Here is a 24,566-nt window from a genome sequence, read left to right on the forward strand (position 1 = left end):
GCTAAAAGAAGAGAAGATCAATGCGCAAAATTCACGCCAATGTCATATTTGTGAGCTACGCCCGAGGAAAGTGCTAAGTGGCTGATCTGCCGGGGAAGGGTTTAACTTTTTGAAATTAAATAGAAATCCCTGCCAGCGAAAAAAAACGAATTTTCACGCTGACAGGGATTAGACGATTTTAGACCAAATTATGACTAAATGCCGCCCATCTGTGCTGCGATAGCCTGAGCTTCCTGCTGCCAGCCCTGCGCCAGGGTGCGCACCAGGGCATCATAGCCGTCCTCGCCCTGTTTCAATTCCAGGCTGAAAGGCCGTTTGATCAAACGCCCCTGGCGGTTCAGCACCCACTCGCCGCGAACGATCGCCTTGCCGTCAAAACGGCCGTGGAAGCCGCTGACGGTGACGTTGAGCACATCCTGATCGCTGCTCATCGGCTGCGAAGAGACCACCCAGCCCGGCAGCGCACTGCTCAGGTTGGTGACCAGCGTTTGCTGCAGCTGCTGGTCGAGCGGGCTGGCCCACAGATTGTTCTGCGCTATCACATACTGCACGTCGTTGGTCTGATACACCACGCCGCTCTGCGCCAGATAATCCGCCACGCTCACGTGCTCCAGCCACAGCTGGCGCGTGGAGGCGCCGCTGCTGCCGGCCGCGGCCGGCGCACCCAGCGCCGGCAACTGATAGTAGGTCTTCTGTGGCGAACTGCTGCAGGCGCTGAGCAACAGCGCCAGGGCTACCGGGATCCATTTCATCATTTCGTGGCCTTCTTCGGCTGAGGGTCAGTGCTGCCGGCGGCTTCAAACACCAGCGCGTTGCTCTTCTCATTCAGGGTGCGCAGCACCGGTTGCAGCTCACGCAACACCTGGTCGAGGCGCTGCATATCGCCCACCATCTTGTTGTAAGCCGGCGAACCAGGCTGGAACCCTTTCATGCTGCGGTTCAGCTCCAGCAGCGTTTTCTGCATGTCCTGCGGCAGCGCCTGCATCTCTTTGCTGGCGATGATGTCGTTCAGCGACTTCATGGTCTGCTGCGTCGATTTCATGGTTTTCTGACTTTCCGCCAGCGTCTTGGTCGCTTCGTTGATCATCGGATTGATCGGCATCGAATTAATCTTATCCAACGTCTGCATCAGTTTCTGCTGGATCTGCGCCAGCCCGCCGCTGGTGGTCGGCATCAGCCGATAACCGAACAGCTCGCGCGGCCCTTTCCACGGTTTCTCCTGCGGATAGAAGTCGAGATCGATGTACAGCGAACCGGTCAGCAGGTTGGCGGACTTCATCGAGGCGCGCATGCCGCGGGACTCGGCGTCTTTCAAATGCCCTTCGATATCGAAATTGCCGCCCAGCTCTTTCTGGAAGCGATCCGGCTCGATGCGGATCAACACCGGAATGCGGTAATCGTTGTCCAGGCGCTGCGCCATGCCCTCTTTGTAGAACGGCACCTGCGCCACCGTGCCCAAACGAATGCCGCGGAACTCGACCGGGGCGCCCGGCTGCAGGCCGCGCACCGAATCGGAAAAGAACAGCAGGTAGTCCTTATGCACGGTATACAGCGAATCCTGCGTGCTGCGCTGGTTGTCGAACAGCTGGTACTCCGCCTTCTCTTTCGCCTGTTCGCCGCGATCCCAGCCCTCCGGCACGTCAAAACTGACGCCGCCGCTGAACAGGGTGGTCAGCGACCCCATCTCCACCCGCATGCCCTGCGCCGACATGTCGAACGCCACGCCGCTGTCTTTCCAGAAGCGCACGTTGGTGGTGACCAACTGATCGTAAGGCGCGGTAATGAACAGCTGATAGCGCATGGCGCGCGTTTTAGGATCGAAATAGCTGGTTTCCACCGAGCCGACGCGGTAGCCGCGGAACAGCACCGGATCACCGGCGTTGAGCTGGCCCGATTTTTCGCTGTCCAGCACGATGCGCAGCCCTTTGGCATCCGGAGAGGCCAGCGGCGGCGCGTCGAGCAGCTGATAGTTGTCTTTGCCGTCTTTGCCCTTGTTGCCCGGCTGCAGTTCGATATAGGCGCCGGAGAGCAGCGTGCCCAGCCCGGAGACGCCTTCACGGCCGATCTGCGGTTTCACCACCCAGAAGGCGGAGTCCTGGCGCAGTAATTTCTCCATGCCGGAATTAAGGCGCGCCTGCACCATCACCTTGCTCAGATCCTCGCTCAGCGTGACGGTTTCCACCACGCCGACGTCCACGCTGCGGCTTTTGATTTTGGTTTTACCCGCTTCCAGCCCTTCCGCCGTCGTGGTAACCAGCGTCACTACCGGCCCCTGATGGCTGAAGTGGTAAAACAGGATCCAGGCGCCGATCAGCGCGGTCACGATGGGAATGATCCACACCGGCGACCAGCGCTTGATCTTCTCGACGTCCGCGACGCTATGATTATTTTCCGTCACCTTGCGGCTCCTTGTTGATTGTTTCACTTGCGCGATCCCAGGTCAGCCGGGGATCAAATGTCATGGCGGCGAACATGGTGAGGATCACCACCAGCGCGAACAGCACGGCGCCCGTCGCGGGGTAAATGCTCATCAACTGCCCCATTCGCACCAGCGCCGACAATACGGCGATCACAAACACGTCGATCATTGACCAGCGGCCAACGAATTCGACCACTTCATAAATCAGATGCATGCGCTCGCTGTCGGCGCGCGGTTTCTTCCTGCCGTTCGCATCCCAGCACAGCCAGCCGATCGCCAGCATTTTCAGCGACGGCACCATGATACTGGCGATGAAAATCACCAGCGCCACCGGATAAGAGCCGTCGCCCCACAGCAGGATCACCCCCGCCATGATGGTGGAGTTCATTTTGTTGCCCAGCGCCTCGGTCACCATGATCGGCATCAGGTTGGCCGGAATGTACAGCATGACGGAGGTCACCAGCAGCGCCAGCGTCCACTGCAGGCTGTGGCGGCGACGCACGTAGCCGTTGGTGTGGCAGCGCGGGCAGCGCACCTGATTGGCCGGCAGGATCGCCGTGCAGCAGGCGCAAGAGCGCACGCCCTGCCGCATACCGGTGCGCCCCACCGTCAGCGGGCGATCGAGACGCGGCGCCGGTTCGATGTCCTGCCACAGCCAGCGCCGATCCACGCACTGGAAGGCGCGCACCTGCAGCAGGCAGAACAGGCAATAAGGCACGAAGCTGCTGCCGATGCCGATATCGCCGTAGGCCATCAGCTTGACGAAGCTGACCAGCACCCCGGCGAGGAAAATTTCCACCATGCACCAGGTCTTGAACTGGAACAGCACCCGGGCCATCCACTCTTTCAGCCCCAGCGGCAAACGCACTTTGGCACACAGCAGAATGATCGCCACCATGCAAAACGCCGGGATCAGCTGCACGAACACCATAAACAGCGTGGCCATGCTGGCGTAGTCTTCCGCCACCATGACTTCCGGAATTTGAATCAGCCGGATTTCATTGCCGATGCCAGCGACGCGCATATTGATAAACGGGAAAATGTTGGCCAGCACCAGCATGAACAGGGCGCTGAGGGCGTAACCGATCGGCCGCTTGCGCGGCTCGTCCCAGCGGGCGCTGAGCGTGGTTTTGCAGCGCGGGCATACCGCTTTGCTGCCATAGGCCAGCGGCGGCAGCGCCACCAGCATGTCGCACTGCGGGCACAGCATCAGGTTATCCTGGTGCTCCGCCGAAGGTGCGGAATGACTATGCTGCTGATGATTGTTGTGGGAACACACCATATTCCTCCTAAATAACGTTGCTCACCGGCACGTCGATACCGCCCGCAGCAGCGCGCGGGCGGTATCGCAACGGTCAGCCGTTTTTCATCGCTTCCAGCTCTTCCCAGCGGGCGAAGGCCTGCTCGAGCGCCTGCTCGGCGTTAGCCAGCGCCGTCAGCACTTGTTGCGTTTCGCTGTGCGGCCGCGTGAAGAAGTCGGCGTCGCTCATCTGCGCCTGCAGCGCTTCGATCTCCGCCTCCAGCTGTTCGAGCCGCTGCGGCAACTGTTCCAGTTCGCGCAGCAGGTTGTAACTCAGCTTGGCCGCCGCTTTCTTCGGCTGTTCGGCCTTTTTCTCCGCCGCCGGTTTGCTCGCGCTCGGTGCCGCCTGACGAATCGGTTTCGCCGTGGCGCGCTGATGATGCGCATCGTAGTAACCGCCGACGAAGGCGTTGATCACGCCGTTGCCTTCAAAGATCCAACACTCGGTCACCGAGTTGTCGACGAACTGACGATCGTGGCTGACCAGCAGCACGGTGCCCTGATAGCCGTCGATCAGCTCTTCCAGCAGCTCCAGCGTTTCGACGTCGAGATCGTTGGTTGGTTCATCGAGGATTAGCAGATTGCTCGGTTTCAGAAACAGCTTAGCCAACAGCAGGCGGTTACGCTCACCGCCCGACAGCGCCTTCACCGGCGTCATCGCGCGTTTCGGGTGGAACAGGAAGTCCTGCAGGTAGCCCAATACGTGACGAGGACGGCCGTTGACCACCACTTCCTGTTTGCCTTCCGCCAGGTTGTCCATCACCGTGCGCTCCGGATCGAGATCCGCGCGGTGCTGATCGAAATAGGCCACTTCCAGCTTGGTGCCGCAGTGCACGCGGCCGCTGTCGGCTTTCAGCTGACCGAGCATCAGTTTCAGCAGCGTGGTTTTGCCACAGCCGTTCGGCCCCACCAACGCAATCTTATCGCCGCGCTGTACCTGAGCGGAGAAACCGCGCACCAGCACTTTTTCGCCCACCTGATAATTGACGTCTTCCAGCTCGAACACGATTTTGCCGGAGCGGGTCGCCTCTTCCACCTGCATCTTGGCGGTGCCCATCACTTCGCGGCGCTCTGAACGCTCGACGCGCAGCGCCTTCAGCGCACGCACGCGGCCCTCGTTACGGGTACGGCGCGCCTTGATGCCCTGACGGATCCAGACCTCTTCCTGCGCCAGCTTGCGATCGAACTCGGCGTTTTGCAGCTCTTCCACCCGCAGCGCTTCTTCTTTGCTCTGCAGATACAGATCGTAGTTGCCCGGCCAGGAAACCAGCTTGCCGCGATCCAGATCGACGATGCGCGTCGCCATGTTGCGGATAAACGAACGGTCGTGCGAGATGAAGACGATGCTGCCGTCGAACTCTTTCAGGAAGCCTTCCAGCCAGTCGATGGTTTCGATATCCAGGTGGTTGGTCGGTTCGTCGAGCAACAGCACGCGCGGCGAGCTCACCAGCGCGCGGCCCAGCGCCGCTTTACGCAGCCAGCCGCCCGACAGCGAGGAAAGCTCGGCGTCGCCGTTCAGCCCCAGCTGCAGCAGCACTTCGCTGATGCGGCTGTCGAGTTGCCACAACCCCTGGTGATCGAGGATCTCCATGATTTGCGCCATGCGCGCCAGATTTTTCTCGCTCGGGTCGCTCTCCACCAGATGGGAAATCGCATGGTACGCCTTCAGGTGTTCCGCCTGCTCCGCGACGCCTTCGGCCACGAAGTCGAACACGCTGCCGCCGATATTGCGCGGCGGGTCCTGTTGCAGGCGCGCCACGATCAGATCCTGCTCGTAGATCACCCGGCCGTCGTCCAGCGGGATCTCTTTGCCGAGGATCTTCAGCAGCGTGGATTTGCCGGCGCCGTTGCGCCCGACCAGACACACGCGCTCGTTGTCTTCGATATGAATTTCGGTGTTGTCTAAAAGCGGCGCATCGCTGAAAGAGAGCCAGGCGCCGGACATGCTGATTAACGACATAGTAATTATTTTCCTTCGCCGGCGTGAGTCACCAGCCAGCAGTTGTGGATCTGACGGTTACGGGCAAAGTCCTGCGACAGCGTCTTGGCGGTGATCTCTTTCGCCTCCAGGCCCAGCGCGCTCAGCCCTGCCATATCCATTTGGAAACCGCGCTTGTTGTTCGAGAACATGATGGTCCCGTTGCGGCGCAGCAACCGTTTCAAATCTTTCATCAGCGCCAGATGATCGCGCTGCACGTCAAAAGTGTTCTCCATCCGCTTGGAGTTGGAGAACGTCGGCGGATCGATGAAGATCACGTCGAACTGTTCGTTGGCGTTGCTCAGCCACGACAGGCAGTCGGCCTGGATCAGCCGATGCTGACGGCCGGTCAGGCCGTTGGCGCGCAGGTTCTTCTCCGCCCATTCCAGGTAGGTGCGCGACATGTCCACCGTGGTGGTGCTGCGCGCGCCGCCCAGCCCGGCGTGCACGCTGGCGGTGCCGGTATAGGCAAACAGGTTGAGGAAGTCCTTGCCGCCGCTCATCTCGCCCAGCATGCGGCGCGCGATGCGGTGATCGAGGAACAGGCCGGTATCGAGATAGTCGGTCAGGTTAACCCACAGCTTGGCGTTATACTCTTCCACCAGCAGGAACTCGCCCTTCTGCGCCAGCTTCTCGTACTGATTCTTGCCCTTCTGCCGCTCGCGAGTTTTCAGGATCAGCTGATTCGATGGCAATTCCAGCACCGCCAGCGTCGCGTTGATCACATCGAACAGGCGCTGACGCGCTTTCTGCGCATCGACGGTTTTCGGCGGCGCATACTCCTGCACCACCACCTTGCTGCCGTAACGATCCACCGCGACGTTGTATTCTGGCAGATCGGCATCGTACAGGCGGTAGCATTCAATGCCCTGCTGTTTCGCCCACTTGTCGAGCTTCTTCAAGTTTTTGCGCAGACGGTTGGCGAAATCCTCCGCCACCTGCACGCCGCCGGCAGTGGCGCCGGCCGGGTTCGCCGCCAGCTGATAGTTTTTCTGCACGCACTCCAGCGGGCCGTTCTTCGCCTTGAACTGGCGCTCGGCGCGCAGCTGCAGGCAGCTCAACAGCTCCGGCGAGGCGCTGAACAGCGACAGTTGCCAACCGCCGAAGGCGCTTTTCATCACGCGGCCCAGCATGTTGTGCAGCGCGATCAGCGCCGGTTCGCTTTCCAGACGCTCACCGTACGGCGGATTGCTGATCACGGTGCCGTGCGGGCCTTCCGGCAGCGGGTTGGTCAACCGCGCCACGTCGCCGACGTTGAAAGTGATCAGCTCGGCGACGCCGGCGCGGCGGGCGTTGCCGCGCGCCATCTCAATCACCCGGCGATCGATATCGGAACCGAAAAAGCGAGAGGCGGTTTCCTGCAGGCCCCGGCGCGCGCGCACCTGCGCTTCGGCGGTGACTTCACGCCACAGTTCGGCGTTGTGGCCATTCCAGGCGCTGAAGCCCCAGTGCTGGCGGTGCAGGCCAGGCGCGCGATCGGCGGCGATCATCGCCGCTTCGATCAACAGCGTGCCGGAGCCGCACATCGGATCGAGCATCGGCGTGCCCGGCTGCCAGCCGGAACGCAGCACGATGGCGGCCGCCAGGTTTTCCTTCAGCGGCGCCTGGCCGGTGAGATCGCGGTAACCGCGCTGATGCAGGCCTTCACCGCTCAGATCGAGGGCCACGCTGGCCATATCGCGTTGCAGGAAGACGTTAACGCGAATATCCGGCTGCTGCTTGGCGACCGTCGGGCGTTGGTCGAGTTTGCGGGTGAAGCTGTCGACGATGGCGTCTTTCACCTTCAGCGCGCCATACTGGCTGTTGCGGATCTCTTCGTTCACGCCGCTGAAATGCACGGCAAAGGTTTTATCCACGCCAAAAATGCTCGGCCAGTCGATCGCCTGCACCCCGAGGTACAGATCCAGATCGCTGTGCACGCGGAATTCGTTCAGCGGCAACAGAATGCGCGAAGCCAGGCGGCTCCACAGCAGGCTTTGGTACAGAAGACGATCGTCACCCTGAAAATGTACCCCACCCTGCACCACTTTGCAGTCGTGAGCGCCAAGCGCTTCCAGCTCGCTTTTTAACAGTTCTTCCAATCCACGCGCCGTGCTGGCAAACAGAGAGTTCATATCGTGCTTATCACCAAAAAGAAAATTGTTGCGCATTATAGCTAATCCGCACCGCTTGTCATAAAGTTGCTCCCTTCTATTTAATAATCGCACGGAGATAAGGGTGATCACGCTTTCCAGACTCTACGTCCATCCGGTTAAATCACTGCGCGGTCTGCAGCTTTCTTACGCCCAGGTCGGCAGCAGCGGTCTGGCCTTCGACCGCAACTTTATGATCACCGAGCCGGATGGCACCTTTATTACCGCGCGCCAATACCCACAGATGGTGCTGTTCACGCCGGCGCTGCTGCCGGACGGGCTGTTCCTGAGCGCGCCGGACGGCGAAAGCGCCGCCATTCGCTTCAGCGACTTCGCCGCCGCGCCGCAGCCGACCGAGGTGTGGGGCAATCATTTCACCGCACTGATCGCGCCGGATGAGATCAACCGCTGGCTGAGCGGCTATTTCCAGCGTGACGTGCAGCTGCGCTGGCTGGGGCCTGAGTTGACCCGCCGGGTGAAGAAACACCCCGAGATCCCGCTGACGTTTGCCGATGGCTATCCTTATCTGCTGATTAACCAGGCTTCGTTCAACGATCTGCAGCGGCGTTGCCCCGGCAGCATCAAGCTGGAACAGTTCCGCCCCAATCTGGTGGTGAGCGGCGCAGCCGCCTGGGCTGAAGACGGTTGGCAGGTGATCCGCGTTGGCGATGTGATGTTCGATCTGGTGAAACCCTGCAGCCGCTGCGTGCTCACCACCGTCAGCACCGAGCGCGGCCGCAAGCACCCGAGCGGCGAACCGCTGAGTACGCTGCAAAAATTCCGCTCCGCCGACAACGGCGATATCGATTTCGGCCAGAACATGATCGCGCGCAGCAGCGGCATCATCCGCGTGGGCGATACGGTGGAAGTGCTGTCGACCAAGCCGCCGCGCCCTTATGGCGCCGGCAAAGTGGTGGAGAGCGTGCAGGCGCCGCAAGACAGCGAGCACAGCGTCACTATCGAATATGAAGGAAAGGTGTTTACCGGCAACAACCAGCAGATCTTGCTCGAACAGCTGGAACAGCAAGGCATTCGCGTGCCTTACTCCTGCCGCGCCGGGATTTGCGGCAGCTGCCGCATTACGTTGTTGAGCGGTGAGGTCGCGCCGCTGAAGAAAAGCGCGCTGGGCGACAACGGCACCATCCTGTGCTGCAGCTGTATCCCAAAAAGTGATTTGACGTTGGCGTAATCCGCCTTATACCGCCCTGTCGTAAGCCGGGGCGGCGCTTTCATCCTGCGCGCAGGGTTTCAGCCGATCGTGCATCACCTTGATGGCGTCGCCCAATACCATGGTGCGGCCGGCGACCGTCAGTTGATTTTGCGCCAGCAGGCACAGGCTGGCGTTATCCCCGGCCTCTACCACCAGCAAGCGCGCTTCCACGCCGCTTTCCATTACCTTCACCGCCGCCAGCTCGCCGTTTTTCGGCTGCAGCGGGTAATGCTGCTGCGAGAAATGCCAGCTCTTCGGCATCAGCGGTTTCAGGAAGCGGTAGGCGACCAGCGCATTCAACACCAGCTCGGCGCGCTGCTCATGGCTGAGTTTGATCTGCTTGCACTGTTCTTCATAGGTGAAATAAAGGGCGGCGTCATCCACGCAAAAAGCGCATTCAGCGAAGGCGTCCGGCGTTAACATTTTGGCCGGGAAACGTGAACGGAAGATCATACCATTAGCTAAATCCAGCATTAGCCGATCGTGTTCGGCATCAAAATACCAACGCCAATTATCGTCAGGTTTTATCTTCATTTCGTATCCTTCTCGCTGCCTATGCCAACGCCGCACTCACCCTAAAAGGCGATTTTATCACCGATAAAATAGCTTAAACATCGGATAATTCCGCGAACGATATTTATGCTAACGAACAAAATATAGACGAGCCGGGGGCAGAAATAAACCCCCGGAATAAAATGAGAGGAAAAATATTAGATATGGGTAACGATATCTTTAATCAAACGCGGGCCGTGATAGATAAATCCGGAATAAATTTGCAGCAGGCTCGCGCCGGCCTCCATTTTTTCGCGCGCCGCCGTCAGCGAATCGATGCCGCCCACGCCGATAATCGGCAGGCGCCCTTGAAGTTCGGTGGAAAGACGACGGATAACTTCCGTGCTGCGTGATTGCAACGGACGCCCACTTAACCCGCCCGCTTGTTCGCAGTAATTTAACCCCTGGATCAATTTTCGATCCAAGGTGGTATTGGTGGCGATCACGCCATCGATATTATGCCGCACCAGGCTATCGGCAATTTGGATCAATTCTTCTTCTGAAAGATCCGGCGCGATCTTTACCGCCACAGGCACATATTTGTGATGGCGCGCATGTAATTCCTGCTGCTTATTTTTAATCGCAGCTAAAAGATCGTCCAGCGCTTCGCCATACTGTAAGGATCGTAACCCCGGGGTATTCGGTGAAGAGATGTTAATCGCGATATAACCGGCATACGGATAAACTTTATCCATGCAGATCAAATAATCGTCTTTACCCTGTTCGACCGGGGTGTCTTTATTCTTGCCGATATTGATCCCAAGAATGCCGCCGAAATGGGATTTCTTAACGTTTTCAACCAGATTGTCCACGCCATGGTTATTGAACCCCATGCGGTTGATCAGGCCTTCCGCCTCAACCACGCGGAACAAGCGCGGCTTGTCGTTGCCCGGTTGCGGGCGTGGCGTCACGGTGCCGACTTCCACATGGCCGAAGCCCATCGCGCCGAACGCATCGATGCATTCGCCGTTTTTATCCAGACCGGCGGCCAATCCCAGCGGGTTTTTGAACGACAGCCCCATGCAGCTGACCGGTTTGGTCGGCACGGACTGACGGACAAGAAACGCTAATGGGGTGCCGGCAATACGGCTGAGCTGACGAAAGGTCACTTCGTGCGCGCGCTCGGGATCGAGCTGGAACAACGCTTTCCTGATGAGGGGGTAGTACATGGACTCTCCTGATTTCCCGGTTGCAAACCGGGGGCGTATTATCCGGTATCCCCCGCCCAATTGGAATTGATTAAAGGCAAAAAAAGCCGTTTTTACGCAATCGTTTCCTCTCTTCACCGCCAAATCGGCGCCAATCCGCTTTTGCGCATATCGAAATCAAAAAATGAGATTTAAAAAACGCGCCCGGTTGCTGGTAGGTTTAAAACACTTCCTTTTGATTTTCTAATTAAACCTAACTTTTAGTTATAAGGAGTGACAATGCGCGTTATATCACTGGCCGGCAGCCCACGCATCCCATCACGTTCCGCCGCGCTGCTCGCGCTGAGTCAGAACTGGCTGCGGCAGCAAGGGGTGGAAGTGACGGCTTATACCTTGCACGACTTCGATGCCGAAGACCTGCTGTACGCCAACTTCAACAGCCCGGCGATCAAGGCGTTTGCCGAGCAGCTGGCGCAGGCCGACGGCCTGCTGATTTCCACGCCGGTTTATAAAGCGTCGTTCTCCGGCGCGCTGAAAACCCTGCTGGATCTGCTGCCGGAACGCGCGCTGGATCATAAGGTGGTGCTGCCGCTGGCGACCGGCGGTTCGATCGGCCACATGCTGGCGGTGGACTACGCGCTGAAACCGGTGCTGGCGGCGCTGAAAGCGCAAGAGGTGCTGCACGGCGTGTTCGCCGACGACAGCCAGATCCAACTGGCCGGCGAAGGCGCCACGCTCACCGACGCCGTCGCCGCCCGGCTGGAAGAGGCGCTGACCAGTTTCTATCTGGCGCTTGGCCGCCGCAAACCGCCCGCGCTGCGCGTCGCCTCGCTGCTGGCGGCGCGACAGACTGCCTGAAAGGCCTGGAAAAGGAGAGCCTGAATGAAAAAACGCATCGTTTTACGGCGCTGGCTGAGCGCCGCTACCCTCACCGGCCTGCTGTCGTTGGTTTGGGCCACTGCCGCCGCTGCGCAGGATCCGGCGCAGTTCCGCATCGGCTACCAAAAAGGATCGGTCAGCCTGGTGCTGGCGAAGAGCCACCGGCTGCTGGAGGAACGTTTCCCCGCTACCCGCATCAGCTGGATCGAGTTTCCCGCCGGCCCGCAAATGCTCGAGGCCTTGAACGTCGGCAGCATCGATCTGGGCAGCACCGGCGATATTCCGCCGATCTTCGCGCAGGCCGCTGGCGCGGACCTGCTGTATGTCGGCGTTGAGCCGCCCAAACCAAAGGCGGAAGTGATCCTGGTGCCGGAAAACAGCCCGATCAAAACCGTCGCCGATCTGAAAGGCCATAAGGTCGCTTTCCAGAAAGGATCCAGCTCGCACAACCTGCTGCTGCGATCGCTGCAAAAGGCCGGCCTGAAATTTACGGATATCCAGCCTGCCTATCTGACCCCCGCCGATGCGCGCGCCGCCTTCCAGCAGGGCAACGTCGATGCCTGGGCCATCTGGGATCCTTATTATTCCGCCGCGCTGCTGCAGGGCGGCGTACGGGTGCTCGGCGACGGCACCGATCTGAACCAGACCGGTTCCTTCTATCTGGCGGCGCGCCCCTATGCCGAAGCCAACGGCGCCTTTATCAGCCAGGTCTTGACGGTGCTGACCCAGGCCGATGCGCTCACCCGCAGCGACCGGGCGCAAAGCGTGACCCTGCTGGCCAATGCCATGGGTCTGCCGGAACCGGTGATCGCCAGCTATCTGGATCACCGCCCGCCGACCGCCATCACACCGCTCGATGCGCATACGATCGCCGCGCAGCAGCAAACCGCCGACCTGTTTTACGCCAACCGGCTGGTGCCGGTGAAGGTTGACATCTCGCAACGCATCTGGCGCCCAAGCGCGCAATAACTCATGGGAGAACATTGACGATGAGCCTGAACGTTTTCTGGTTTTTACCCACCCACGGCGACGGCCACTATCTTGGCAGCGCACAGGGGGCGCGCAGCGTCGATCACGGTTATTTGCAGCAGATCGCCCAGGCGGCGGATCGGCTGGGATTCGGCGGCGTATTGATCCCTACCGGCCGCTCGTGCGAAGACTCCTGGCTGGTGGCCGCCTCGCTGATCCCGGTTACCCAGCGGCTGAAGTTTTTGGTCGCGCTGCGGCCGGGCATCATCTCCCCTACGCTGGCGGCGCGCCAGGCGGCGACGCTGGATCGCCTGTCCAACGGGCGTGCGCTGTTCAATCTGGTCACCGGCGGCGATCCGGAAGAGCTGGCGGCCGAGGGGCTGCACCTGAGCCATGAAGAGCGCTACGAAGCCTCAACTGAGTTCACCCACATCTGGCGCCGGGTGCTGGAAGGCGAAACCGTCGATTTCGACGGCAAGCACATTCAGGTGAAAGGCGCCAAACTGCTGTTCCCGCCGGTGCAGCAGCCGCGCCCGCCGCTCTATTTCGGCGGATCCTCCGCCGCCGCGCAGGATCTGGCCGCCGAACAGGTAGAAATGTATCTCACCTGGGGAGAGCCGCCGGCGCAGGTTAAAGAGAAAATCGAAGAGGTGCGCGCCAAAGCGGCGGCGAAAGGCCGCCAGGTACGCTTCGGTATCCGCCTGCATGTCATCGTGCGGGAAACCACCGAAGAGGCCTGGCGCGCCGCCGATCGGCTGATCGCGCATCTCGATGAGGAAACCATCGCCGACGCGCAGCAGGCCTTTGCGCGCTTCGACTCCGTCGGCCAACGGCGCATGGCGGCGCTGCACGGCGGCAAGAAGGACAACCTGGAGATCAGCCCGAACCTGTGGGCCGGCATCGGCCTGGTGCGCGGCGGCGCCGGCACCGCGCTGGTGGGCGACGGCCCGACGGTCGCGGCACGCATGCAGGAATATGCCGATCTGGGCATCGACACCTTTATTCTCTCCGGCTATCCGCATCTGGAAGAGGCCTACCGCGTCGGTGAACTGCTGTTCCCTCACCTCGATCTGGCACAGGAAGAAACGCCCGCGCGCCTTCAGCCGGTGCGTCCGCAGGGCGAAGTGGTGGCCAACATCTATGTTCCGCAAAAAGTGTCGCAGAGCTGAGGAGGCCCCGATGGCTAAGAACGCGCAACGCATCCTGTATCGGCTAGCCCCCTGGGCACTGCCGCTGGCGCTGGTGATCCTCTGGCAGATCGCCGTCGAAACCGGCTGGCTGTCCAACCGCATTTTACCGGCGCCGAGCGCAGTGCTGGCCGCCTTCTGGAGCCTGAGCCAAAGCGGCGAACTGTGGCAGCACCTGAGCATCAGCAGCCAGCGCGCGTTGATCGGCTTTGCCATCGGCGGCAGCATCGGGCTGATCCTCGGCTTTATTACCGGGCTGTCGCGCTGGGGCGAACGCCTGCTGGACAGCTCGGTGCAAATGATCCGCAACGTGCCGCACCTGGCGCTGATCCCGTTGGTGATCCTGTGGTTCGGCATCGATGAATCCGCCAAGATCTTTCTGGTGGCGCTCGGTACGCTATTCCCGATTTATCTCAATACCTATCACGGTATCAAGAACATCGATCGCGGCCTGTTGGAGATGGCCCGCAGCTACGGCCTAAGCGGTTTCCGCCTGTTTACGCAGGTGGTGCTGCCGGGCGCGCTGCCGTCGATTATGGTCGGCGTGCGTTTCGCTCTCGGCTTCATGTGGCTGACGCTGATCGTCGCCGAAACCATTTCGGCCAATTCGGGCATCGGCTACCTGGCGATGAACGCGCGTGAATTCCTGCAAACCGACGTGGTGGTGGTGGCTATCGTGCTGTACGCCCTGCTCGGCAAGCTGGCGGACGTGGGCGCACAACTGCTGGAGCGCGTCTGGTTGCGCTGGCATCCGGCCTATCAACTGAAACAGGGAGAAGCGCTATGACCCTTCCCGCTCGCCTTGCGCAAGGCACGCCGGTGACGCTGGAGTCCATCGGCAAAGGTTACGGCAACCGCACCGTGCTGGACAATATTCAGCTGCGCATTTCCGCCGGGCAGTTCGTGGCGGTGGTCGGCCGCAGCGGCTGCGGCAAGAGCACCCTGCTTCGCCTGTTGGCCGGCCTGGAACAACCCAGCAGCGGCGCGCTGCTCAGCGGCAACGCGCCGCTTGCCGCCGCTAAAGAGGATACCCGGCTGATGTTTCAGGATGCGCGCCTGCTGCCGTGGAAAACGGTGATCGACAACGTGGGCCTGGGGCTGCGCGGCCAGTGGCGCGATGCGGCGCTGCAGGCGCTGGACGCGGTCGGCTTGGCGGATCGCGCCCGCGACTGGCCGGCGGCGCTGTCCGGCGGGCAAAAGCAGCGGGTCGCCCTGGCGCGCGCGCTGATCCACCGCCCTCGCCTGCTGCTGCTGGACGAACCGCTCGGGGCGTTGGATGCCCTGACGCGCATCGAGATGCAGGGGCTGATAGAAACGCTGTGGCAACAGCACGGTTTTACCGTACTGCTGGTCACGCACGACGTCAGCGAAGCCATCGCGCTGGCGGATCGGGTGATCCTGATCGAAGAGGGGCGCATCGGGCTGGATCTGACTCTCGATCTGCCGCGGCCGCGCCGCAAGGGTTCCGCCCGGCTGGCGGAACTGGAGGCCGAAGTGCTGGAGCGGGTGTTATCACCGCCGGCCACAGCGGCCAGCGGCCGTCGGGCGGCGAATTGAAAGGATGAAAAAAGGGACGGCGCAGGCCGTCCCTTGATCTATTCAGCGCGAAAAGATCAGGCGTCGAGCGCCTTGCTGATCTTCTCGTACAGATCGCCGGACAGGTTTTCCAATCCTTTCAGCTGTTCCAGCGCCTTGCGCATTAGCGCCTGGCGGCCCGCGTCGTAACGCTTCAGGCGAATCAGCGGTTCAATCAGGCGCGCGGCGATCTGCGGGTTGCGCTGGTTGAGATCGCTGAGGATATCCGCCAGGAACTGATAGCCGCTGCCGTCTGCGGCATGGAACGCCGCCGGGTTGCCGGAAGCGAAGCCGCCGATCAGCGAACGGGTGCGGTTCGGGTTGCTCAGGCTGAACGAACGGTGTTGCAGCAGCGCGCGCACCTTGCTCAGCACGTCTGCCGCCGGGCTGCTGCCCTGCAGCACGAACCATTTATCCATCACCAGGCCATCCTGATGCCAGCGCTCGTCGAATGCCGCCAGCAGCGCATCGCGGCACGGCAACTGGGCCGCGACCGCAGCAGACAGCGCCGCCAGCGAGTCGGTCATGTTGTCTGCCTGGCGATACTGTTCGCTTACCAGTTGGTCCGCCAGCGCCACATCTTCGCCGAACGCCAGATAGCCCAGGCACACATTACGCAAGGCGCGCTTGGCGATCTCGGCGTGCTCCACGCGGTAGCCGTCGGTCTTGTTGGCGTGATATACCGCCAGCCACTCATCGGCCAGCTCCCGCGCCAGGCAGCGAACGATCGCTTCATGCACCGCGGCGATCGCTTCCGGATCGATGGTGGCGAACAGCTCGGCGATTTCGTTCTCCGACGGCAACGTCAGGATCTGCGCCGCCAGCGCCGGATCCAGTTTTTCGTCCAGCAGCACTGCGCGGAACGCATCGGCCACGTGCAGCGGCAGCGACAGCGGCTGCTTCTGCTGGTGCCGCGCCACGTTCAGCTTGATATAGGTCGCCAGCAGGCTCTGTGCCGCATCCCAACGCGCAAATTCATTGCGCGCGTGCTGCATCAGGAAGGTCAGCTGCTGATCGCTGTACGGATAGTCCAGCTTCACCGGCGCGGAGAATTCGCGCAGCAGCGACGGCACCGGCTTATGCGCCACGCCGTCGAACACGAAGGTTTGCTCCGCTTCGGTGACGTTCAGCACGTTATTGACCGGCAGGCCGCCCTTTTGCAATGGAATGACGTTGCCTTCGCTGTCGTACAGTTCGATATCCAGCGGGATATGCAGCGGCAATTTCTCCGGCTGATCGGCGGTCGGCGCGGTTTGCTGGCTGACATGCAGACGATACTGCTGGGTTTCCGCGTCGTACTCGTCGCGAACCGTCAGCAGCGGCGTGCCGGACTGGCTATACCAACGGCGGAAGCGCGACAGATCGACGTTGGACGCGTCCTCCATCGCCTGCACGAAATCGTCGCAGGTGGCGGCGCTGCCGTCGTGGCGTTCGAAATAGAGCTGCATCCCTTTCTGGAAGTTCTCCTCCCCCAGCAAGGTGTGCATCATGCGGATCACTTCGGAACCCTTTTCATACACCGTCAGGGTGTAGAAGTTGTTCATCTCGATCACTTTGTCCGGGCGGATGGCGTGTGCCATCGGGCTGGCGTCTTCGGCGAACTGCGCGCCGCGCATCACGCGCACGTTGTCGATGCGGTTGACCGAACGCGATCCCAGATCGGAACTGAACTCCTGGTCGCGGAACACCGTCAGCCCCTCTTTCAGGCTGAGCTGGAACCAGTCGCGGCAGGTTACGCGGTTACCGGTCCAGTTGTGGAAGTATTCGTGGCCGATCACCGCTTCAATGTTCAGGTAATCCTTGTCGGTGGCGGTTTCCGCCTTCGCCAGCACGTATTTGGAGTTAAAGATGTTTAACCCTTTGTTCTCCATCGCGCCCATATTGAAGAAATCGACCGCCACAATCATATAAATGTCGAGATCGTATTCCAGGCCGAAGCGGGTCTCGTCCCACTTCATCGAGTTCTTCAACGACGTCATCGCCCAGTCGGCGCGATCCAGGTTGCCGCGATCGACGAACAGCTCCAGCGCGACCTTACGGCCGGAACGGGTGGTGAAGCTGTCGCGCAGCACGTCGAAGTCTCCCGCCACCAGCGCGAACAGGTAGCAAGGTTTCGGGAACGGATCCTGCCATTGCACCCAGTGGCGGCCATCGGCCAATTCGCCCTGGCCGATGCGGTTGCCGTTCGACAGCAGGAACGGATAGCGCGCCTTGTCGGCCTCAATGCGGGTGGTAAAGCGCGCCAGCACGTCCGGGCGATCCTGATAATAGGTAATGTGGTGGAAACCTTCGGCTTCGCATTGCGTGCACAGCGCATCGCCGGACAGGTACAGCCCTTCCAGCGCGGTGTTTTTCGCCGGGTGAATGTCGTTGACGATGGTAAGAGTGAATTGTGCCGGCAACGCTTCGATGATCAGCTGGTTATCCTGCTGGCGGTAGGCACTCCACGGTTGGCCGTCCACCTGAATGCTCACCAGCGTCAGATCTTCGCCATCCAGCACCAGCGGTGCGTCGGCCGCGCCCTGACGTTTGATTTTACTGACGGCGGTCACGCGCGTGGTTTCCGCGTCCAGACTGAAGTCCAAATCGATATCGGTCGTGGTGTAATCGGGCGCGCGATAATCGTGGCGGTATTTTGCCTGTGGCTGTTGTGTCATAAAAACCCTTAAACGTCTCGGTGAGTTATAGGTGCCAGGCCGCTCTTCTGCTTCGTACCGCAGCCGGAGTGTTCCCCTGCGGCGCGCGGTGGGCCTGAATTGTGAATAAACTGTATCACAGCTGGCCGAAAAGCCCAGAGCCGCCGGGCGACCACGAGAGAGAAATCAGAGGCAAATCATAAATCGCCCGCCAGGCGATAGCGCAGGTGACCAATGGCTAAATAAAAATCAGCATTTAATGCTAAAAAACCGCCACCGGAGGGCGCCGGCATAGTTGAGGCGACGCAGGCGCCATGGTGGTATAATTGCGGCATCAGGCCCAGGGATGACTCGCACTATGAAAATTAAATACGCAATCTATTTTTTTACCCTGTGCCTGATGACTTCCTTCTCTCTGTTCATCGTCGATGAGCTGCTCGAAGCCCATACCGACTACCGCGATAACCAACTCAATCTGTACAAAATTGATCGCGCCAAAGAAATCTCCGAAGCCTTTCAGGCTGCCTTGCAGGCGCACCGCCTCAAACGCTTGAGCCTGATCGATCCGCAAATCACCCGAGCGCAATGTTTGGCCGCCGATCGGGCGGCGCGCGAAAGAATTACCCGCATCCGCGAACATCTGGACGATGAGGTTGCCAGACAGCTCGGGGTTCGGCAAAAAATCGCCGCGCTGTCGATGATCAGCCTGATGGAACAGCTGCTGGATAATGACAACCTGCAGCTTTCGCAGGTCAATAACACCAACGCCAATCTGTTCAACATCAACAGCGCCTATTACATCTCGCAAACCAGCAAGAGCTATTACCGCTACACCTACGATACCCGGATGGTGGATACCGACTCTTTTATGTTTCTCGAGGCCATCCGCCTTAATAACCGGCTGAATATGTCACTGACGGAATTGAGCGATCAGATTATCGACGTCAACGTCAGACCGCTCGTTCGCAAAGACGCCTACCTGAAGTCCATTCAGCTGACCGGCGTGCTGAACGCGCTGAGCACCCGATTGATCTTCATGAAGATCAACTACGACGATGGGCAAATCACCAACATCGTCAATGCATTGCTCTCCCAGGTGTCCGCTGAGCGCCTCCAGCAGATTACCCATGGGCTGTACACCGCTATCGATACCCATCAGCCCTACCCCACCGCGCTTATTTCGCGCTATGTCGACGATGTGAGCGGGCTGTCGCAGGCGCTGTATCAACGCAGCTTCGAACTGGAAACCCTCGCGTCGCGCCACAAGATTTACGACAGCCAGACGACCATTTACGGCATGATCGCACTCGCCGGCCTGGTGGTGTTGCTGTTCATTTTGCCGGCGCTGGTGTTCTGCACCAGCATCAACCGCTGGCTGACCAAGACCCACAACAATATCGTGCGGCTGTCGCGCGGCGAGATAAATATCGATCGCAACGACGCCTTCTACAGCCAGGAATTGATCGCCATCAGCGACGCCATTCAGCAGCTCAGGCAATACCAGTTGGACAAGGTCTCGCTGGAAAGTGAGAAACAACTGCTGATTAAAGAGCTCGAGGCCTCTTCTTTCCTCGATCCGCTTACCAATATTTACAACCGCCGTAAATTCTTCCTTGAATGTCAGCTGCTGGGCGACGGCAGCTACCCGCAGGCCTTTTGCCTGATCGACATCGACAACTTCAAACAGCTCAACGACAGCTATGGCCACGACGTGGGCGACCGGGCGCTGGTGGCATTCGGCCACCTGCTGCAACGCGCGTTCCGCGCCAGCGACATCTTCTGCCGCTACGGCGGCGAAGAGTTCGCGGTGCTGCTGGGCAACTGTTCGTTGGACAACGCGCGGGACATCATGGAGCAATTGCGCGCCCGCACTCATCGCCTGACGCTAAATCTGGCCGATGGACGGCAAGTGCGTTTCACCACCAGCTGCGGCATTGCGCCGGTCAACGCATTCACCGCGCTACAGGCGGCGATCAAACAGGCGGACGAAGCGCTCTATTTTTGCAAAAAGAACGGCAAGGATCGGGTCAGCGTGCATACCCAGGCCGGCTATATCTGATTCGCTGTTTAAAATAATTAACATTATAATTTTTATGACTAATTAGGCTAAGTCATTCACCTTACAGGCATATCTGGCTTTTTTTCCTCCCCGCCGCTATCAGGCCGCCATAAAGGCACGTTTAATCCTCGACCCGCTTTGGTGATTTATGGTGTGATGCAGCTTCAATAACAGGATAATCCGGGTATACTCCACCCCCACTTTTATGATTATCCGGATTTGGACACGCGCCTGACGAGGATGCTGTAACGCGCTATGACTCAATACGCTTCCCCGATTTTGACATCACTGCTTGATACCGATGCTTATAAGCTTCATATGCAGCAAGCAGTGTTCCATCGCTATCCCGCGATCAGCGTGGCGGCGGAATTCCGCTGCCGCGGCGACGAACTGCTGGGCGAATATGCCGACGAGATCCGCGCGCAGGTGGCGTTGATGAGCCGGCTGGCGCTGACCGACGCCGAATTCGCTTATCTTTCGGGCCTGCCCTTCTTCCGTCAGGATTACCTGAGCTGGCTGCGAACGTTCCGCTACGATCCGCAGCAGGTCACCATAGACAACCGCGACGGCAAGCTGCAAATCCGCATCGCCGGCCCTTGGCGTGAAGTGATCATGTGGGAAGTGCCGTTGCTGGCGGTGATCAGCGAAGTGGTGCACCGTCGGCGCTCTCCGCTGGCGACGCCGGAACAGGCGGTGGCGCATCTGCAAACCAAGCTGGCTCAGTTCAAGACGCTGGCGGGCGATCTGGATCTTTCGCGCTTCAAGCTGATGGACTTCGGCACCCGTCGCCGTTTCTCTCAGGGCGTGCAACAGGCCATCGTCAGCACCTTGCAGACCGAATTCCCGTACCTGTCGGGCACCAGCAATTACGATCTGGCGCATCAGCTCGGCCTGGCGCCGGTCGGCACTCAGGCGCATGAGTGGTTCCAGGCGCATCAGCAAATAAGCCCGGTGCTGGCCAACAGCCAGCGCGCCGCCTTGCAAGCCTGGTTGGATGAATACCCGGATCAGCTTGGCATCGCGCTCACCGACTGTATCACCATGGATGCCTTCCTGCGCGACTTCGGCCCGCAGTTCGCCGAACGTTATCAGGGGCTGCGCCACGATTCGGGCGATCCCGTCGAGTGGGGTGAAAAGGCCATTGCCCATTATCAAAAGCTGGGCATCGATCCGATGAGCAAAACGCTGGTGTTCTCGGACAACCTGGATCTGGAAAAAGCGCTGGCGCTCTATCGCCATTTCTACCAGCGCATCAATCTCGGCTTCGGCATCGGCACGCGCCTGACCTGCGATATTCCCGGCGTCAAACCGCTGAATATCGTGATCAAGCTGGTCGAGTGCAAAGGCAAGCCGGTGGCCAAGCTCTCCGACAGCCCCGGCAAAACCATTTGCCAGGATCAGGCGTTCGTCAGGGCCCTGCGCAAGGCCTTCGATCTGCCGCTGGTGAAGAAAGCCAGCTGAGCCTTCTATATATAGAGAGAAAGCCGGCCCGGTTCAGGCGCCGGCTTTTTTGTTTTTATCTCGACCGCCCTCTTTTCAGCCAGCCACGATAAATGTTGCGCCAATCCGATGATTTCTGCTTGTGCTCTGCACCGCGGCAAGTAACATAGCCATTACCCCCATATTCTTGGGTTGTAAGCTATTTCTAAACCAAATTATTAAAGAGAGAAATCTATGAGCGTAGTGCCTGTAGTCGACGTACTGCAAGGTCGTGCTGCGGTTGACAGTGAAGTCACCGTACGCGGCTGGGTACGTACCCGGAGAGATTCAAAAGCTGGTATCTCCTTCCTGGCCGTCTATGACGGTTCCTGCTTTGATCCGTTACAGGCCGTCGTTAATAATTCTCTGCCGAATTATCAGGATGAAGTGCTGCACCTGACCACCGGTTGCTCAGTTGAAGTTACCGGCAAGGTCGTCGCCTCACCGGGCGAAGGCCAGAGCTTCGAGCTGCAGGCTACCGCGATCAACGTGGTCGGCTGGGTCGACGATCCGGATACTTACCCAATGGCGGCCAAACGCCACAGCATCGAATACCTGCGCGAAGTGGCCCACCTGCGCCCGCGCACCAATCTGATCGGCGCCGTGGCGCGCGTGCGTCATACCCTGGCGCAGGCGATCCACCGCTTCTTCCATGAAAATGGTTATTTCTGGGTGTCCACCCCGCTGATCACCGCCTCCGACACCGAAGGCGCCGGCGAAATGTTCCGCGTGTCCACGCTGGATCTGGAAAACCTGCCGCGCACCGACAAGGGCGCCGTCGATTTCAGCCAGGACTTCTTCGGTAAGGAAGCCTTCCTCACCGTTTCCGGCCAGCTGAACGGCGAAACCTACGCCTGTGCGCTGTCCAAGGTATACACCTTCGGCCCAACCTTCCGCGCCGAAAACTCCAACACCAGCCGCCACCTGGCGGAGTTCTGGATGATCGAACCGGAAGTGGCCTTCGCGACGCTGGACGATGTCGCCGGCCTGGCCGAAAGCATGCTGAAGTATGTATTCCAGGCGGTGCTGGATGAACGAGCAGACGATCTGAAATTCTTCGCCGAGCGCGTGGATAAAGACGCAATCTCTCGTCTGGAGCGCTTCGTCTCTTCCGATTTCGCCCAGGTGGACTACACCGACGCCATTGAGATCCTGCTGGCCTCTGGCCAAACCTTCGAAAACCCGGTTTCCTGGGGCATCGATCTCTCTTCCGAACATGAGCGTTATCTGGCGGAGAAACACTTCCAGGCGCCGGTGGTGGTGAAGAACTACCCGAAAGACATCAAAGCGTTCTATATGCGCATGAACGAAGACGGTAAAACCGTCGCGGCCATGGACGTGCTGGCGCCGGGCATCGGTGAAATCATCGGCGGTTCGCAGCGTGAAGAACGCCTCGACATGCTCGATCAACGTCTGGAAGAGATGGGCCTGAATAAAGAAGACTACTGGTGGTATCGCGATCTGCGCCGCTACGGCACCGTGCCGCATTCCGGTTTCGGCCTGGGTTTTGAACGTTTAATCGCCTATGTCACCGGCGTGCAAAACGTGCGCGATGTGATCCCGTTCCCACGCACACCACGTAACGCAAGCTTCTAATTCATACGATCAAACGTTTTTCAAACGATTTCGTTACAAAACAAAGGCCAGCCTCGCTGGCCTTTCGCATTTTTTAATATTGACGCACATCACAAAGTTCCCGAAAAATTACATTTAGTTACACATACTTTCCTTTTGCAACCTGATTGGGACATTGGTATCATTTTCGTCCTAGATTAACCCGCCTGTGAATGGAACACTGCGTTCAGACACAGGACGACACCAATCTATCAACAATAGTTCCCAAAGAATTATTGGCGGCAGTGGCAAAGGTGTCCGAATAACACCAATGAGGGTAATAATGATGAAGCGCAACATTCTTGCAGTGGTTATCCCGGCTCTGTTGGCTGCTGGTGCAGCAAACGCAGCTGAAATCTACAACAAAGACGGCAACAAGCTGGATCTGTACGGCAAAGTTGACGGTCTGCACTACTTCTCCGACGACGAAGGCAATGACGGCGATCAGACCTATGTTCGTTTCGGCTTCAAAGGTGAAACCCAGATTACTGACCAACTGACCGGTTACGGCCAGTGGGAATACAACGTTCAGTCCAACCACGCCGAATCTCAGGGCACCGAAGGCACCAAAACCCGTCTGGGCTTCGCCGGTCTGAAATTCGCTGACTACGGCTCCTTCGACTACGGCCGTAACTACGGCGTACTGTACGACGTGGAAGGCTGGACCGATATGCTGCCAGAGTTCGGTGGCGATACCTACACCTACTCCGACAACTTCATGACCGGCCGTACCAACGGCGTTGCGACCTATCGTAACAACAACTTCTTCGGTCTGGTTGACGGTCTGAACTTCGCCGTTCAGTACCAGGGCAAGAACGAAAACGATGGCCGCGCGCTGAAGAAACAAAACGGCGACGGTTGGGGCCTGTCTTCAACGTATGACATCGGCGAAGGCGTAAGCTTCGGTGCTGCATACGCGTCCTCTGACCGCACAGATGCCCAGACCCGTCAGTCAACCGCTGGCGGCGACAAGGCTGACGCTTGGACCGTAGGCGCGAAATACGACGCCAACAACGTCTACCTGGCAGCGATGTACGCAGAAACCCGCAACATGACTCCGTATGGCGATTTCGATAGCGGCATTGCGAACAAAACTCAGAACTTTGAAGTGACCGCACAGTACCAATTCGACTTCGGTCTGCGTCCAGAAGTGTCTTACCTGCAGTCTAAAGGCAAAAACCTGGCTGGCCGTACCGCTCACGGTTCAAGCTTCGCCGGCGGCGATGCCGATCTGGTTAAATATGTTTCTGTTGGTACCACTTACTACTTCAACAAAAACATGTCCACCTACGTTGATTACAAAATCAACCTGCTGGATGACAACGAGTTCACCAAAGCAACCGGCACCGCTACCGACGATATCGTAGCCGTTGGTCTGGTGTACCAGTTCTAAGTTGTCTCGCTTAACGGCGGTTTACCGTCGGCTAAG

The 24,566-nt window shown here is 59.3% G+C and carries 18 protein-coding genes; 10 read left to right on the forward strand and 8 right to left on the reverse strand.

Going from position 1 to position 24,566, the window contains the following annotated elements; translation table 11 throughout:
* Nucleotides 1–194 precede the first annotated feature (194 nt).
* The 5 genes from pqiC to rlmKL all read right to left on the reverse strand — a co-directional run bounded on the left by pqiC (nucleotide 195) and on the right by rlmKL (nucleotide 7,811).
* Nucleotides 195–755, reverse strand: a complete 561-nt coding sequence (gene pqiC / locus ACJ8HB_RS02555) for a membrane integrity-associated transporter subunit PqiC (protein WP_033654223.1) — start codon at nucleotides 753–755, stop codon at nucleotides 195–197.
* Nucleotides 752–2,398 carry an intermembrane transport protein PqiB gene (gene pqiB, locus ACJ8HB_RS02560; RefSeq protein WP_047568289.1) on the reverse strand — a complete coding sequence of 549 codons (1,647 nt, stop codon included), beginning with the start codon at nucleotides 2,396–2,398 and terminating at the stop codon, nucleotides 752–754. The genes pqiC and pqiB overlap by 4 nt, the downstream gene beginning before the upstream one ends.
* Nucleotides 2,385–3,701: a membrane integrity-associated transporter subunit PqiA gene (gene pqiA, locus ACJ8HB_RS02565; RefSeq protein ID WP_071883795.1), complete on the reverse strand. Its 1,317-nt coding sequence runs from the start codon at nucleotides 3,699–3,701 to the stop codon at nucleotides 2,385–2,387. Before pqiA ends, pqiB begins: the two co-directional genes overlap by 14 nt.
* A 73-nt stretch (nucleotides 3,702–3,774) precedes the next feature.
* Nucleotides 3,775–5,679, reverse strand: a complete 1,905-nt coding sequence (locus ACJ8HB_RS02570) for an ABC transporter ATP-binding protein (protein ID WP_047568293.1) — start codon at nucleotides 5,677–5,679, stop codon at nucleotides 3,775–3,777.
* A gap of 5 nt (nucleotides 5,680–5,684) precedes the next feature.
* The gene (gene rlmKL, locus ACJ8HB_RS02575; RefSeq protein WP_086581038.1) at nucleotides 5,685–7,811 is read right to left on the reverse strand and encodes a bifunctional 23S rRNA (guanine(2069)-N(7))-methyltransferase RlmK/23S rRNA (guanine(2445)-N(2))-methyltransferase RlmL; all 2,127 of its coding nucleotides are present in this window, start codon (nucleotides 7,809–7,811) and stop codon (nucleotides 5,685–5,687) included.
* A gap of 103 nt (nucleotides 7,812–7,914) precedes the next feature.
* On the opposite strand from rlmKL, the gene ACJ8HB_RS02580 reads away from it, so the two are divergent.
* Nucleotides 7,915–9,018, forward strand: coding sequence for a YcbX family protein (locus ACJ8HB_RS02580; protein WP_047568296.1), 1,104 nt, complete (start codon nucleotides 7,915–7,917; stop codon nucleotides 9,016–9,018).
* A gap of 6 nt (nucleotides 9,019–9,024) precedes the next feature.
* Here the strand turns inward: ACJ8HB_RS02580 and ACJ8HB_RS02585 are convergent, their stop codons facing one another.
* Both ACJ8HB_RS02585 and pyrD read right to left on the reverse strand, forming a co-directional pair.
* Nucleotides 9,025–9,573: a cell division protein ZapC gene (locus ACJ8HB_RS02585; protein WP_033654226.1), complete on the reverse strand. Its 549-nt coding sequence runs from the start codon at nucleotides 9,571–9,573 to the stop codon at nucleotides 9,025–9,027.
* 176 nt (nucleotides 9,574–9,749) lie between these two features.
* On the reverse strand, nucleotides 9,750–10,760 hold the full coding sequence (gene pyrD, locus ACJ8HB_RS02590) for a quinone-dependent dihydroorotate dehydrogenase (protein WP_047568298.1): 1,011 nt from the start codon (nucleotides 10,758–10,760) through the stop codon (nucleotides 9,750–9,752).
* Between the two features lie 258 nt (nucleotides 10,761–11,018).
* Between pyrD and ssuE the strand changes: the two genes are divergently transcribed.
* Genes ssuE through ssuB form a run of 5 tightly spaced genes read left to right on the forward strand, consistent with a single transcriptional unit; the run spans nucleotide 11,019 to nucleotide 15,331 of the window.
* Nucleotides 11,019–11,597 carry an NADPH-dependent FMN reductase gene (ssuE, locus tag ACJ8HB_RS02595; protein WP_047568300.1) on the forward strand — a complete coding sequence of 193 codons (579 nt, stop codon included), beginning with the start codon at nucleotides 11,019–11,021 and terminating at the stop codon, nucleotides 11,595–11,597.
* Between the two features lie 24 nt (nucleotides 11,598–11,621).
* Nucleotides 11,622–12,587, forward strand: coding sequence for a sulfonate ABC transporter substrate-binding protein (locus ACJ8HB_RS02600; protein ID WP_047568302.1), 966 nt, complete (start codon nucleotides 11,622–11,624; stop codon nucleotides 12,585–12,587).
* Between the two features lie 20 nt (nucleotides 12,588–12,607).
* Nucleotides 12,608–13,756, forward strand: coding sequence for an FMNH2-dependent alkanesulfonate monooxygenase (ssuD, locus tag ACJ8HB_RS02605; RefSeq protein WP_047568304.1), 1,149 nt, complete (start codon nucleotides 12,608–12,610; stop codon nucleotides 13,754–13,756).
* A 10-nt stretch (nucleotides 13,757–13,766) separates the two neighbouring features.
* Nucleotides 13,767–14,561, forward strand: coding sequence for an aliphatic sulfonate ABC transporter permease SsuC (ssuC, locus tag ACJ8HB_RS02610; protein ID WP_033646585.1), 795 nt, complete (start codon nucleotides 13,767–13,769; stop codon nucleotides 14,559–14,561).
* On the forward strand, nucleotides 14,558–15,331 hold the full coding sequence (ssuB, locus tag ACJ8HB_RS02615; protein WP_033637874.1) for an aliphatic sulfonates ABC transporter ATP-binding protein: 774 nt from the start codon (nucleotides 14,558–14,560) through the stop codon (nucleotides 15,329–15,331). The genes ssuC and ssuB overlap by 4 nt, the downstream gene beginning before the upstream one ends.
* 56 nt (nucleotides 15,332–15,387) lie before the next feature.
* Here the strand turns inward: ssuB and pepN are convergent, their stop codons facing one another.
* Nucleotides 15,388–18,006, reverse strand: coding sequence for an aminopeptidase N (gene pepN, locus ACJ8HB_RS02620; protein WP_047568307.1), 2,619 nt, complete (start codon nucleotides 18,004–18,006; stop codon nucleotides 15,388–15,390).
* A gap of 337 nt (nucleotides 18,007–18,343) precedes the next feature.
* Here pepN and ACJ8HB_RS02625 point away from each other — a divergent pair, with 337 nt between their 5' ends.
* The 4 genes from ACJ8HB_RS02625 (at nucleotide 18,344) to ompC (ending at nucleotide 24,530) form a co-directional block, all read left to right on the forward strand.
* Nucleotides 18,344–20,044, forward strand: a complete 1,701-nt coding sequence (locus ACJ8HB_RS02625) for a GGDEF domain-containing protein (RefSeq protein WP_047568309.1) — start codon at nucleotides 18,344–18,346, stop codon at nucleotides 20,042–20,044.
* 255 nt (nucleotides 20,045–20,299) lie between these two features.
* Nucleotides 20,300–21,505, forward strand: coding sequence for a nicotinate phosphoribosyltransferase (pncB, locus tag ACJ8HB_RS02630; protein ID WP_033646591.1), 1,206 nt, complete (start codon nucleotides 20,300–20,302; stop codon nucleotides 21,503–21,505).
* A gap of 213 nt (nucleotides 21,506–21,718) precedes the next feature.
* Complete coding sequence (gene asnS, locus ACJ8HB_RS02635; protein WP_033637870.1) at nucleotides 21,719–23,119, forward strand: asparagine--tRNA ligase; 1,401 nt, start codon at nucleotides 21,719–21,721, stop codon at nucleotides 23,117–23,119.
* Between the two features lie 301 nt (nucleotides 23,120–23,420).
* Nucleotides 23,421–24,530 (forward strand): porin OmpC, encoded by a 1,110-nt coding sequence (ompC, locus tag ACJ8HB_RS02640; protein WP_047568313.1) that lies wholly within the window; start codon nucleotides 23,421–23,423, stop codon nucleotides 24,528–24,530.
* Nucleotides 24,531–24,566 lie beyond the last annotated feature (36 nt).

Source organism: Serratia sp. CY27727, from assembly GCF_052169275.1.
Lineage (GTDB): Bacteria > Pseudomonadota > Gammaproteobacteria > Enterobacterales > Enterobacteriaceae > Serratia > Serratia sarumanii.